This window comes from Paenibacillus sp. FSL H7-0943 (assembly GCF_037963265.1).
Lineage (GTDB): Bacteria > Bacillota > Bacilli > Paenibacillales > Paenibacillaceae > Paenibacillus_AQ > Paenibacillus_AQ odorifer.
On the sequence record NZ_CP150148.1, the window covers coordinates 5,798,870 to 5,811,166 of the forward strand.

The 12,297-nt window shown below is 43.9% G+C and carries 14 protein-coding genes and 1 riboswitch; of the genes, 3 read left to right on the plus strand and 11 right to left on the minus strand.

Annotation, left to right across the window (positions count from 1 at the left end; translation table 11 throughout):
* Nucleotides 1–20: 20 nt before the first annotated feature.
* Entirely contained in the window at nt 21–473 is a 453-nt protein-coding gene (locus tag NSQ55_RS25340; RefSeq protein ID WP_312149031.1) for a GNAT family N-acetyltransferase, read from the minus strand.
* 107 nt (nt 474–580) lie between these two features.
* Nucleotides 581–940, minus strand: a complete 360-nt coding sequence (locus tag NSQ55_RS25345) for an iron-sulfur cluster assembly accessory protein (RefSeq protein ID WP_076184761.1) — start codon at nt 938–940, stop codon at nt 581–583.
* Between the two features lie 458 nt (nt 941–1,398).
* Between NSQ55_RS25345 and mqnE the strand changes: the two genes are divergently transcribed.
* Both mqnE and NSQ55_RS25355 read left to right on the plus strand, forming a co-directional pair.
* On the plus strand, nt 1,399–2,505 hold the full coding sequence (gene mqnE, locus NSQ55_RS25350) for an aminofutalosine synthase MqnE (RefSeq protein ID WP_036685236.1): 1,107 nt from the start codon (nt 1,399–1,401) through the stop codon (nt 2,503–2,505).
* Between the two features lie 51 nt (nt 2,506–2,556).
* Complete coding sequence (locus NSQ55_RS25355) at nt 2,557–3,618, plus strand: NAD(P)/FAD-dependent oxidoreductase (protein WP_076099373.1); 1,062 nt, start codon at nt 2,557–2,559, stop codon at nt 3,616–3,618.
* Between the two features lie 410 nt (nt 3,619–4,028).
* Here NSQ55_RS25355 and NSQ55_RS25360 read toward each other — a convergent pair whose 3' ends face one another.
* A complete protein-coding gene (locus NSQ55_RS25360) occupies nt 4,029–4,283 on the minus strand; it encodes a YuzB family protein (protein ID WP_036685247.1) in 255 nt (84 codons plus the stop codon).
* A gap of 81 nt (nt 4,284–4,364) precedes the next feature.
* Between NSQ55_RS25360 and NSQ55_RS25365 the strand changes: the two genes are divergently transcribed.
* The gene (locus NSQ55_RS25365) at nt 4,365–4,613 is read left to right on the plus strand and encodes a NifU family protein (RefSeq protein ID WP_036685249.1); all 249 of its coding nucleotides are present in this window, start codon (nt 4,365–4,367) and stop codon (nt 4,611–4,613) included.
* 158 nt (nt 4,614–4,771) lie between these two features.
* On the opposite strand, the gene NSQ55_RS25370 is transcribed toward NSQ55_RS25365, so the two are convergent.
* The 8 genes from NSQ55_RS25370 to NSQ55_RS25405 all read right to left on the minus strand — a co-directional run bounded on the left by NSQ55_RS25370 (nt 4,772) and on the right by NSQ55_RS25405 (nt 12,247).
* Nucleotides 4,772–5,638: a MetQ/NlpA family ABC transporter substrate-binding protein gene (locus NSQ55_RS25370; protein WP_036685252.1), complete on the minus strand. Its 867-nt coding sequence runs from the start codon at nt 5,636–5,638 to the stop codon at nt 4,772–4,774.
* Between the two features lie 57 nt (nt 5,639–5,695).
* Nucleotides 5,696–6,355, minus strand: a complete 660-nt coding sequence (locus NSQ55_RS25375; RefSeq protein WP_076099375.1) for a methionine ABC transporter permease — start codon at nt 6,353–6,355, stop codon at nt 5,696–5,698.
* The gene (locus NSQ55_RS25380; RefSeq protein ID WP_076127976.1) at nt 6,355–7,371 is read right to left on the minus strand and encodes a methionine ABC transporter ATP-binding protein; all 1,017 of its coding nucleotides are present in this window, start codon (nt 7,369–7,371) and stop codon (nt 6,355–6,357) included. The genes NSQ55_RS25375 and NSQ55_RS25380 overlap by 1 nt, the downstream gene beginning before the upstream one ends.
* Nucleotides 7,372–7,473: 102 nt before the next feature.
* A riboswitch (SAM riboswitch) is annotated at nt 7,474–7,609 on the minus strand.
* 102 nt (nt 7,610–7,711) lie between these two features.
* Nucleotides 7,712–8,446 carry a Cthe_2314 family HEPN domain-containing protein gene (locus NSQ55_RS25385; protein ID WP_076127978.1) on the minus strand — a complete coding sequence of 245 codons (735 nt, stop codon included), beginning with the start codon at nt 8,444–8,446 and terminating at the stop codon, nt 7,712–7,714.
* 155 nt (nt 8,447–8,601) lie between these two features.
* Complete coding sequence (locus NSQ55_RS25390; protein WP_076184763.1) at nt 8,602–9,585, minus strand: heme A synthase; 984 nt, start codon at nt 9,583–9,585, stop codon at nt 8,602–8,604.
* A gap of 101 nt (nt 9,586–9,686) precedes the next feature.
* Nucleotides 9,687–10,031: a thioredoxin family protein gene (locus NSQ55_RS25395; protein ID WP_076127982.1), complete on the minus strand. Its 345-nt coding sequence runs from the start codon at nt 10,029–10,031 to the stop codon at nt 9,687–9,689.
* A 78-nt stretch (nt 10,032–10,109) separates the two neighbouring features.
* Nucleotides 10,110–11,735: a polysaccharide biosynthesis protein gene (locus tag NSQ55_RS25400; RefSeq protein ID WP_339169685.1), complete on the minus strand. Its 1,626-nt coding sequence runs from the start codon at nt 11,733–11,735 to the stop codon at nt 10,110–10,112.
* 26 nt (nt 11,736–11,761) lie between these two features.
* The gene (locus NSQ55_RS25405) at nt 11,762–12,247 is read right to left on the minus strand and encodes a DUF456 family protein (protein ID WP_038573189.1); all 486 of its coding nucleotides are present in this window, start codon (nt 12,245–12,247) and stop codon (nt 11,762–11,764) included.
* Between the last annotated feature and the right edge of the window lie 50 nt (nt 12,248–12,297).

Below are 12,297 nucleotides of genomic sequence, written 5' to 3' on the forward strand. Positions count from 1 at the left end.
CTGAGAAACTCCCCTATTACTCATAAATCCAGCGACAGGCGTATCATATCTATGACTTGAATCCCATTTTCAAAGATTTCTTCACTGTAATGCCTAATAAAAAAATCTCTATCAATGCCGGTGATTCTGAATCCACATTTCTGATAAAGTGCCAATTGTCCAACACTCGAATTTCCTGTGCCAATTTCAATGGTTTTTGCCCCAAGCTGCTTGGCATTCTGAATCGCATGGTTCAGCAGCTGCTTACCTATTCCTTGCCCGTGTTTATTTTCGTCGACGGCGATATTTACGATTTCTACAGTCTCCAGTCTTGTCTGCAGCACAACGTAGACTCCGATGATGCTGTTATCCACCTCAGCCACACAACATAACCCTCTTTGTAAATATCCGTTAACTAAGCTCTCCGAAGGATCTGCTAATAGAAGTAATTCTAATGGAGGCTGTTCACCAGCTTTTAATTTTCTGATTTCCATTTCCATTTCCGAACTCCTTGTGATGATTTTTGTCATTGAGAATAAAAAAAACTCCAAGCCTGTGTTGTTAGAATCCAACACGGGGCTTGGAGCCGTGATTGCTGTGATTAGCAAGGCTCTTCGTTAGGTTTCCCTGCATCCGTAGCTGTACGGAAGCTTGAACCGCAGCCGCAAGTTGCAGTAGCGTTAGGGTTGTTGATGGTGAAACCACCCGTCATACCGGATTCTTCAAAGTCGATTTCGAGGCCGTCCAGGTAACGAAGGTTCTCCTTCTCCACAACCACTTTCATGGCTTGAATGTCCATATATACGTCCTGATCGGTTTCATTATCATCAAAGCCCATAGCGTACGAGAATCCACTGCAACCGCCGGGCGTTACTCCAATACGGAGGAACATGTTCGGTACTTCTTGTTCAGCAAGCATCGCCTTTAATTGTTCTGCTGCCTTTTCACTAATATTAATCATGATCTCATCCTCCTACAAATTCGTCTCCCTTCATAAGCGGAAACTTATGTTTAAGGGACCTTCCGGCCAAAAGTTATTTCTTAAAAATATAAGAAAGTATAAGTGTTGCACCTATTCTTTATGTCTTATATTTCTCGCTTAAACGCTTATCAACTTTATAAGGATGCCAATGACGTTTATGCTTGATAAATTCAGTATAACCGACTATTCCGTTACCCTCAAGTCACAACTGCCTTCGGCATGACCCTTCACAGCAAAAAACACCATCAATATCAAGCTGTTGATACCCTTAGGAGAGTAGGTTTATAATAGGGAAGGCACTCTAAGTAAAAATTCGGAAATTTGTCACGGAGGCAAGCTCGCCTCTTTCTTTTTTAGAATGAACAGCTACCACTTGGGTACGTCTGGAATTTATCTTCGAGCAATCTGCTCGTAAACTTTCAGGAGGAAATCATAATATGTCTACTCTTTTTACCCCCCACACGGATGCCCGAATGGCGAACATTATTGATAAGGTTCGCAGCGGCGAAAGATTGAATTTGGAAGATGGCGTTTATTTATATCAAAGCAACGATTTACTTACCATTGGCCAGCTAGCGAATGAAGTCAATATCGCCAAGAATCACAATCGGGTATATTTTATCGAAAACATGAGTCTATATTTCACCAATGTTTGCGAATCGCACTGTGCATTCTGCAATTTCCGCAAAGATGATGGAGAAGAGGGAGCCTATACCCTTTCCGGTCAGGAAATGGTGCAATATGTCGAACAGCATATCCACCCAGGCGTACGCGAATTCCATATTGTTGGTGGCCATAACGACAAGGTTCCCTTCCAATATTATGTGGATTCTTTAAAAGCTTTGAACGAACGTTTCCCTGAGGTTACCTTAAAAGCCTACACTGCCGCTGAAATTGATTTTTTCACCCGTATTAGCGGTTTGAGTATTCGTGAGGTACTGGAACAATTGCGTGCTGCTGGACTGAAAACACTCACCGGTGGTGGTGCAGAAATATTATCCGACCAATATCGTAAAAAAATGCGTGTAGACAAAGCTAATGTGGAAGAATATCTGGAAGTCCATCGGACAGCACATCAGCTTGGGATGAAGACCCATACCACTATGCTGTACGGCTCCATTGAATCTCATGAAGACCGTATCCGCCATATGATGCAAATCCGTGATTTGCAGGACGAAACCAATGGCTTTATGGTATTCATTCCATTGTCCATGCAGCCTAAGAATAAAAACGCTGGCATCATGCGCCGCAACTCTGCTTATGAGGATCTGAAGACCATTGCGATCAGCAGATTGATGTTGGACAATTTCGATCACATCAAAGCGTACTTCATTAACATTGGCCCTCAGCTTACTCAAGTTGCGCTGAACTTCGGTGCATCAGATGTGCATGGCACAATTTTAAAAGAACGTATCAGCCACGCGGCTGGCGCCTTAACACCGGAAGGTCTGACTCGCGACGAATTGATCTGGCTAGTGAAAGGTGCTGGACGAATTCCTGTCGAACGTGACACTTTCTATAATGAAGTTAAGGTATACGAATAAGAAGACTACCTGAGATTTGTTATCCCATATTGGAAAGGAAGTTCGGTCAGCATGAGAACAATACTCGTTCTTGGCGGTGGCTACGGCGGCCTAGCCTTAATTCAAGAATTACTCAATAATCATCTTCCTCATGATGTTGAAATTATCTTAATTGACCGAATGCCATATCAAGGAATCAAAACGGAATATTATGCGCTCGCCGCAGGTACCGTAACTGATTATCACCTGCGCATTCATTTTCCGGTTCACCCCCGGCTTACTGTCCGGTACGGTGAAGTGAGTTCCATTGATTTGGAGAGCAAAATAGTCAGTATGGAATCCGGTGAGATTGTATCTTATGATCTCCTAGCCATTGCTCTTGGCTGTACCGACAATTACCACAACATCCCTGGTGCTGATCAATATACCTGCAGCATCCAGACCTTTGCTGGTACTCGGGAAACCTACCGCCGTTTAAATGATGTGAAGCCTTACGGAACGATAAACATCGTAGGTGGAGGATTAAGCGGTGTTGAATTAGCTGCAGAGCTTCGGGAGAGCCGTCCAGACCTTAACATTGCTATTCTGGATCGCGGTGAACGTGTTTTGTCTGCCTTTCCGGCAAAGCTGTCACAGTACGTAGAGGAATGGTTTCATCACCATCAGGTGCAAACGCTGGGACGAATCTCTGTATCTCATGTAGAGAAGGATTCGATTTTTAACGGTACCGAGGAAATCCTTTCAGATGTGACAGTATGGACCGCAGGGATTCAACCTGTAAAAGTAGTTCAAGATTTGAATGTGTCGAAGGACCGCGGTGGACGGATTATGCTGGATGAGTATTATCGTATACCGGATTATCCGGAGGTATATGTGATTGGTGACTGTGCCAGTCTGCCATTTGCACCAAGCGCACAAGCCGCTGGAGCACAGGGTGAGCAGGTAGCTCAGGTTATCCAAGCGACCTGGCGCGGTGAGACTCCTAAGCTTCATCCTATTCGCCTGAAGGGTACTTTAGGGTCACTAGGAAAAAAAGCAGGATTCGGACTTATGGGACAACGCTCCGTCAAAGGACGGGTTCCCCGCATCCTCAAGAGCGGAGTGCTCTGGATGTCGAAACGCACTTTAGGATAAGCCTATGATTGGTTCATAAGTATTAAAGGAAGCTACTCTCAGATAAACACGAGAGTAGCTTCCTTACGTTATTGGTGCGTATACCCTTCGGACTCAGATGACCTTATTCGCAAATTTTCAGCCTATGAAGGAGAGTTTCGGACTCCAGTGAAGTTATTGCTAATAATAAGGTTCATTTATGCTGTTTTTCAGGTGAATAGTGACTATGGGGTCCGATAGCAATCCAAATGTAGGAAAACACCCAATATAAGGTCGCCTGAGTCCGGTGGCACCTTCACGGTAGCCCCTGCACTCTCCAATATGTTGCCTAATCGATCAAATTGGTGGATTTTGTTCAAGTAAGGTTCCAAAAAGAGGGAGCACTCCATAATTTAGATTATGGAGTGCTCCCTCTTTTTTTCTCGAGAAATTTAGTCAAGATCTATATTAAACCAAGCCTCAAGCTCTTTGATCTTGGCCTCAATTTTCTCTTCTAGCTCTGCAACAGTGTCTGCTGCAATAATGTCACCTTCAACCATGGCGAAAGGCATTAAATAACACTCTCCACAATTGTTCAGACATCCGTATTCAATAACATCATAATCTGGATTTTCCTCCAGCTTATGCATTAGCTTGTCTGTTCCGTGACCCATGTTGCTGGAACAAAATTCAATAATTGGTCTCATGATGATCTCCCTATTCCGCCTAACCATTTTATTTTTTAACTTTTTGTACTATAATGAACTTACGAAAGGAGTGATTGAGAAATGAGTGAGAATGCACAAAGCACCGAAATGTATGATGAAGTACTAGAAGTGCTGGATAAGCTTCGTCCGTTCCTGCAGCGCGATGGCGGTGACGTAGAACTGGTCGATGTGGAAGACGGCATCGTTAAGTTGAAACTTATGGGTGCCTGCGGCAGCTGCCCAAGCTCCACGATCACCTTGAAAGCCGGGATTGAACGCGCCCTCCTTGAAGAAGTAGAAGGCGTTGAAGAAGTAGTTCAAGTATTCTAAATCCCGTTCAATAACCCTCCCGATTCTCCTGTATAGGAGATCGGGATTTTCTTATTATAGAGGATTTAACATTCTCTCACAACCTTAGAACATAAAACCCGCAAGCCAACTTGGCTGCGGGTTCTTGTTATGACTATAGACGAATTTAGCTTCATTCCTTAAAACGCTGGAATGATCGCACCTTCGTACTTTTCTTCAATGAAAGCTTTAGCTTCTGGAGAATTCAGGGCAGCAACCAGCTTTTTGATGGCTTCGGAATCTTTATTGTCTTGACGGGTTACCAAAATGTTAGCATAAGGGGAATCTACACCCTCGATGAACAATGCATCTTTAGTTGGCACAAGACCAGCGTCTAGTGCAAAGTTCGTGTTGATCAAAGCAAGGTCTACCTCATCCAGTTGACGTGGGAGCATAGCAGCTTCCAACTCAATGATGTCGAGATTTTTCTTGTTTTCAGTGATATCTGCTTTTGTTGCAGCAATGTTTGTATCATCTTTCAAGGTAATCAGACCATTTTTTGCAAGTAGGATTAGTGCACGGCCACCGTTAGTAGCATCGTTCGGAATGGCAACTTTTGCACCATCAGCCAACTCATCGATCGATTTGATTTTTTTGGAATAAGCTCCAAAAGGTTCAACGTGAACGGATGCAACAGAGACCAGGTCGGTTTTATTATTTTTGTTTTGGTCATCCAGATACGGTTGGTGTTGGAAAAAGTTAGCGTCTAACTCCTTCTCATCAAGCTGTACGTTAGGTTGAATATAGTCAGTGAATTCTTTGATTTCAAGTGTAATTCCATCTTTTTCAAGCAATGGAGCAATAGCCTTCAAAATTTCAGCATGAGGAACAGGTGAGGCACCAATCACCAATTTTACTGGATCTTTAGTAGGTTCACTTGTTGCTTCTGCGTTTGGTGCTGTTGTAGCAGCCGAGCTCCCAGCATTATTAGATGCATTGTTGTTACCGCAAGCCGCAAGCACCGCAACCAGTGTCAGGCTAAAAAATGTAAGTAGTACTTTTTTCATTGTAAATCCCCCTCTAATCTATATTTTGTATTGAATAAGGATATATATGGATGTACCTTATTTCCGTGTGTAATGTTTTACGAGTCGGTCACCGGCCATTTGTAGCAATTGCACCAGTACGACAATAAATATTATAGAAACAATCATAATCTCCGTCTCATAGCGGTGGTAGCCGTAACGAATCGCCAAGTCACCTAATCCGCCGCCCCCAACCATACCAGCCATTGCTGTATAGGAGACCAGTGTAACCAGTGTGATCGTAACTCCAGCGAGCAGACCTGGACGAGCTTCTGGCAAAAGAACACGCATAACGATTTGGTTCGTCGATGCTCCCATACCTTGTGCGGCTTCGATGACTCCGCGGTCTACCTCTCTTAACGACGTCTCTACCAAGCGGGCAAAAAACGGAGCTGCACCAATCACCAGAGGTGGAATCGTACCGAGTACACCAATGGAGGTTCCAACAACGGCTTTGCTGAAAGGAATTAGAGCCACCATCAAAATGATAAAGGGTACGGAACGTAGAATATTTACAAGTAATGATAAGACCGAGTAAGTTACTCTGATTACTATACTATTCGATTTCCCCCATAAATACAATAGAATTCCGAGTGGTAAACCAAGAATAATTGTGAACAATCCGGAAAAAAATATCATTTTTATAGTAGCAACCGTAGCATCCATCATTTCTTGCCAATTTAGATCTGCAAAATTCATTACGAAATCACCTCCACATCAAGGCCTTGAGCAATTAGCCTGGAGATCGTTACAGCAATCGCCTCAGCTGGCCCTTCGAACCGCACAATCATCTGTCCATAAGGCACATCTTTAATCGTTGAAATGGTACCATGTAAGATTGCAAAGCTTACACCCGTATCACGCACGACATCGGATAGTGCCGAGCCGTAAGTTTTTTCTCCGAAAAAAGTAATTTTGACAGCTTGAGAGTTATCCCCGGCAGCAGCATCAAGCGCCACTCGAAGAGGTCCTTCATTCTGTGTCTCACTGCGGATGAAATCGCGTGTAACCTCATGCTGCGGCTTGAGAAATACCTCTGTAACTTTGCCTTGCTCAACAATCCCACCACCATGAATGACCGCGACACGGTCGCAGATGCTCTGGATTACATGCATTTCATGTGTGATCAGCACAATGGTCAAATGGAATCTTTTATTAATATCGAGCAGCAGCTTAAGAATGGAATCTGTTGTCTGGGGATCAAGCGCAGAAGTGGCCTCGTCACACAGCAGCACATCAGGGTCACTGGCTAGTGCCCGGGCGATGCCGACCCGCTGCTTTTGTCCTCCAGATAACTGAGAAGGAAACTTATCTTTATGTTCTTCAAGCCCAACTAGAGCGAGCAGGTCTTTGACTTTTGTATCAATAGCTGTTCTCGACGTACCTGCAAGGCGCAGTGGAAAGGCAATATTATCGTACACGGTCGCTGAAGACAGCAAATTGAAATGTTGAAAAATCATCCCAATCTTGCGCCGCTGTTCCTGCAGCTGACCTTGGTTAAGACTGGTTAGCTCAACACCGTCTACCCAGACCTCTCCTTCTGTCGGACGTTCCAACAGATTAATGCAACGGATCAATGTACTTTTCCCGGCTCCAGAGTGGCCGATGACTCCGAATATTTCACCTTTCTCGATGGACAGATTCAATCCAGAAAGTGCTGTTGCCGCATTACTCCCTTTTCCATAAACCTTTGTTATCCCTTTTAGATTAATCAACTCTCGTCGCCCCCCCTTTATACTTCACTTATTCTATACAAAAAAACCTCCAACGATCGATGCAGATCGCAAGAGGCTCTGTGGGTTTATTAAGACAATGCCTTCTCATCTGCCAACGACCGCAACCTGCGCCATTGTAGGAATTAGCACCATGACATTTGTACAACGCTTCCCGCGCTGGATACAAATCGGTTGCCGGGCTTCATCGGGCCTATCCCTCCGCCGCTCTCGATAAGATAAAGTTATGAAATTATATTTTTTCTGAAATCGTACATACTTTAATGCAAGCATAAGTATAGTGAGTTTATCTATTTTTGTCAAAAGGAAATATATTGAACAATTACGATTTTATGCTCTTTACCTTGCTTATTTCCTTACGCAGCTGTTCATTGCTGTAGCTGAATGCCGCGATTAATGTCTTACAGTTCATTTCGAGCGATTGTTTTAAATCCTCAAGATGGCTATCCAGATCCTCGAGCTGAATTTTGTCATGCAGACCTTGGTGCCGCTGCCACAAATCATCCTGCATTTCGGAATTCATATAATGAATTTCAGCATTTCTGCGCTTGCGTAAATTCTCCAATGGATCGCGGTAGGAGTTCTTAATCTCTTCCAGTTGATCCGCTAATGCAGGATGCACATTCAATAATTGAAGCTGACGCAGCACTGTAAAGTAAGAAAAGTGCGTTTTTAATTTGGATGTTTTGAGATCATAAAAATGATTCAGTACCGTCCCAAGCTTGTCCAGAAGAGAGAAAACCCGGATAAAGCCATCTTTATAAAAATAAACATAACGTGCATAATCGCCCTGTTCCACCGGTGTCATATCATCCATATAACCCGCAATCACTAATTTCCGGTAAAAAGCGGCCGCGAACCAACTTTGCTCCAGTTCATCCAGAGAGGAAATCAGCCCACGTGTCCAAATCTCCAGCTTGCGGTATTCATGGTCATTATCCTCATGGGCACTCATTTCCTTGCGCAGCAATGCTGCAAAAGTGGCCATATTCTCCATCGCATCAGCCAACACACCGCTGTTCTTTCGAGGCGGCTCTCCAAGTAATACCCGCAGCATATCCCAGTCCTCCTAAAGTTTTGTTCAGCGTCTGCTTCCATGGACTGCTTCGTACAAAACTCGCGACGTAAGCATCGGCCAATCAGCTCCACGATATACCGATTTCCACTTTATTATTCCGCGGGTGAAGCACCTCTATCCACGGAGGGAATGTTCTACCAAGGCGGTGGAATCATTGGGCTCGTTACATTTTTTCCAGACACGACACTACTCGCGCGATTTAGCTGCCAGACTCTTACACTCATATAACATAAGACACCAAACAAACTGGCAATCAGTAAAATATGAGCCAAAGCGGCAAATATGTACAGCCTTTCATTATCTAGAGTGTAAACCACAGCCGCCCCACTAAATACCTGCATCAAGCATAACAGCACTGCAGCTATACCTAGCGCTCTAAGCTCTGGATAATCCTTATGTTTCCAAAATGCTAAATGCCCAAGCAGCGCAGTAAGCATGAATAAGATTAAAGCCGCAATCCGATGCGTAAAAACAACACCTACACCTCCGGAAAGCTCCGGAACCCATTCTCCATTACAAAGCGGCCAACCCGAACACCCGCCTTGTGAATCCGTATGACTTACAAAGGCTCCAATATACACGACAATATAAGAATAGATGGCAGTAAAACAGGTTAAATTGCGAAAAGCCTTACTTACGGGCTTCTTTTGAGCCTCCAGCTTATGATCATATTCACGTGCTTCATGCCATCTCTTGGTTCCAAGAGCCAACATCATAGCGCTTGAAAAGGCGATCAAAGAAAAACCCATATGCAACGCCATTACAGCAGCGGATTGGGATTTAATTACTGCAAGCGCTCCCATACCACCTTGAACGATGACGAATACTAAGGTCATAAATGCATATCCCAGCAAATCGCGCCGCGTACGAGCATAACGCCAAAAAGCAAACATCGAGGCAAGTGAGAATAACCCTGCCAAACCGCTAAACAAGCGATGGGTGTATTCAATCATCGAGCCTATAGTATAAGCCGGAATTAATTTTCCATGACAGAGCGGCCATTCATTTCCGCATTCCAAGCCCGATCCAGTCTTCGTCACTACCGCTCCTCCGAGTACAGCGAGGAACATGATAAGGCAAGTAAGATAACTAAGCCATTTCAACTGATTTGTCGTCAAAAATATCACCCGCAGTTTTTAGTAATGAAGAAGCAGCCAGACTTATATTTCAAAAAACCACCGCTTTGCACAAACAAGCGAAAGCGGTGGTTCCTTAGGAATTACTTTTGAAGGCTTTGATGCACTTGGACCGCTTTATCAAGGAAATTCTCAATCTCTTCACGGGATTTGCGTAATTTATTAACGAATCTAACCAATTCCCGTCCATCCGAATATGCGACGAAGCTTGGAATACCCATAATATTTTGTTCTTGACTAACATCGCCCACGGCATCAACATCTACCTCAACCAGTGTAAGGCGGTCTGCATAAGACTGCTCTACCTCTGGGATAAAAGGATCGATAAATTTGCAATCCGAGCACCAGTCAGCCTTGAAGATGGCCACTGTTAATCGAGGTGATTGAATGGCTACCTGAAATTCAGCAGGAGAACTAATTTTGTCCATGATTTACTCAGTCCCTTCTTCAATATCTGTCTATTTTCTACTCTTTAAGTGAAGCAAAATGCAGTGTAGAAGTCAAACCTATTCTCTCATACGAACACGTGCAGGCTGTAACTTCATCAGCGGATTCAATAATTTTTGCAGCGCCCGCGGATAACTGGAGATTTCCTGTTTAGTCAGCACGCCCAGCACAATAAGCAGTACTAGATAAATAACAACAACAGCGGCTCCTACAACAAGACAAGTGATCAGAAACGCCAAACGTGCAGGCATCAGATCTGTTAACAGAATCCCAGCCTCATTCAAGCCATAACCAATCCCGCCGGACACAAGTACCGCAATCACGAAACCGCCCCAACGCTTGCCCATAATTTCAAAAGGCACAATCGATTTCAGCATACGTAAGTTAAGCAAAGTAATGACCACGAAACAAAGTGCTGTTGCACCGATGATTCCGTAGATGCCAAATACCTTACTAAGTAATAAGCTTGCCACTAATTTTACAATAATACCCGCTAACACATAATACATGGAAATTCGCGATTTGCCCATACCTAACAAAATAGAGTTCGTTGTCATCATCGTAATCTGAAAGATCGTTCCTAAAGTAAGCATGGCTACGATACCACTGCCATCTAAACTACTGAATAAGAGGCCATTAACTGAATATGCAGCAACTACGAGTGATAGAACAATCGGTGCTCCTGTTAAAATAGAGATACGAAGTGCTAACGTCACTTGCCCTTTTAGATGTTTTTCATCCCGACGGGCATATGCAGCTGAAATAATTGGTATTAGTGAAGTGCTCAGTGCTATAGAAAGAACCGGCGGAATCCCGGCGACACTCTGTGCCCGACTCCCGAAAATACCCAAAGCACGTGTGGCATCAGCTACACCAACTTGTCCACTCAGTAACGGTACAATTAAAGATGTATCAATAAAGTTCACTACTGGAACCGTAACTGAAGATAGAACGATAGGAATGGATAATTTAAATATATCCTTATAAATTCCAAATAGAGGAAGCTTCGCTTCATTCGTTTTGTATAACGCAGTTTGCCCCTCACTACGCCGTAATTTCATAGCGTAATAGAGCATTACACCAAAAGCACCAACACTACCAAATACACTACCGAATGATGCTCCAGCAGCCATCCAAGTGTTGTCGTACCCTTTTTGTAACAATACAAATGCCAGAAGAACAGCTGTAGATACCCTCGCGATCTGCTCCACAATTTGAGAGATGCCACCAGCCATCATATTATTCCGCCCTTGAAAGTACCCACGCATCATTGCTATAGAAGGGAAGAGTAGGAGTGCCGGAGCTATGGCCCGGATCGCCAAAGTACTTTCAGGAACTTTTGCATATTCTGCATAATAAGGAGCACCTATGTATAACAATGCGCTCATAATTACGCCAACTACAACACCAAACATTAATGCCGCCCGATACACCTGTTGAGCTTCATTTGGCCTATTCAGTGCATAACGCTCAGATACCATTTTACTTAATGTACTTGGAATCCCTGCTGTAGCCAGCGGTAATAACATCAAATAAACTGTGTTTGCCTGCGTAAATGAAGCATTACCAACATCATTAAATAAATGCTCCAGCGGCACCCGCTGGACAAGCCCGAGTACCCTTGCCACCAAAGCTGCAGCAGCAAGGATAAGCGTGCCTTTAACAAAAGACTCTTTCTTGGACAAACTCTTTCCCCTTCTTCACTGTTAAATTAAAACCGGGCGACCCATATAAAAAAGAGGACGACCATAATTACCTGCAACACGATTTTGACCAAGGTGCTGCTAAATAAGCCGAGTATGGAGCCAACACTTACCTTAGCAGCTTTAGACGGGGAAGATCCCACAATCAATTCTCCAATAAAAGCCCCTAGAAATGGTCCAATGATAAGACCAAAAGCTGGAATAACAAAAGGTCCCAAGATCAGCCCGATCGTGCTCCCGATAATCGATGAACGTGAGCCGCCAAATTTTTTGACACCCCACGCTCCTACAACATAATCAGCAACAAAAAGAACTACAACGATCAGTGTTTGAATAATCCAGAACCAAACCCCAAAGGGCTCAAAAGAAAAGAACCAGCCGTATACAAAAAAGGCAAGATAGATCGCTAACGCACCCGGCAGTATAGGATACACAGCCCCTGCCAATCCTACAGCAAACAAAACAATGATAAGAATCCAACCCAGGATCGTCAATTCCTTAACCTCCTACTAGCATAATGCTCCATGGATTCACTTCGCAGTAC

What these genes read in the sequence shown, in the direction of transcription:
- NSQ55_RS25340 (WP_312149031.1), bottom strand. Translation starts at nt 473, where the DNA reads ATGGAAATCAGAAAATTAAAAGCTGGTGAACAGCCTCCATTAGAATTA.
- NSQ55_RS25345 (WP_076184761.1), bottom strand. Translation starts at nt 940, where the DNA reads ATGATTAATATTAGTGAAAAGGCAGCAGAACAATTAAAGGCGATGCTT.
- mqnE (WP_036685236.1), top strand. Translation starts at nt 1,399, where the DNA reads ATGTCTACTCTTTTTACCCCCCACACGGATGCCCGAATGGCGAACATT.
- NSQ55_RS25355 (WP_076099373.1), top strand. Translation starts at nt 2,557, where the DNA reads ATGAGAACAATACTCGTTCTTGGCGGTGGCTACGGCGGCCTAGCCTTA.
- NSQ55_RS25360 (WP_036685247.1), bottom strand. Translation starts at nt 4,283, where the DNA reads ATGAGACCAATTATTGAATTTTGTTCCAGCAACATGGGTCACGGAACA.
- NSQ55_RS25365 (WP_036685249.1), top strand. Translation starts at nt 4,365, where the DNA reads ATGAGTGAGAATGCACAAAGCACCGAAATGTATGATGAAGTACTAGAA.
- NSQ55_RS25370 (WP_036685252.1), bottom strand. Translation starts at nt 5,638, where the DNA reads ATGAAAAAAGTACTACTTACATTTTTTAGCCTGACACTGGTTGCGGTG.
- NSQ55_RS25375 (WP_076099375.1), bottom strand. Translation starts at nt 6,355, where the DNA reads ATGAATTTTGCAGATCTAAATTGGCAAGAAATGATGGATGCTACGGTT.
- NSQ55_RS25385 (WP_076127978.1), bottom strand. Translation starts at nt 8,446, where the DNA reads ATGCTGCGGGTATTACTTGGAGAGCCGCCTCGAAAGAACAGCGGTGTG.
- NSQ55_RS25395 (WP_076127982.1), bottom strand. Translation starts at nt 10,031, where the DNA reads ATGGACAAAATTAGTTCTCCTGCTGAATTTCAGGTAGCCATTCAATCA.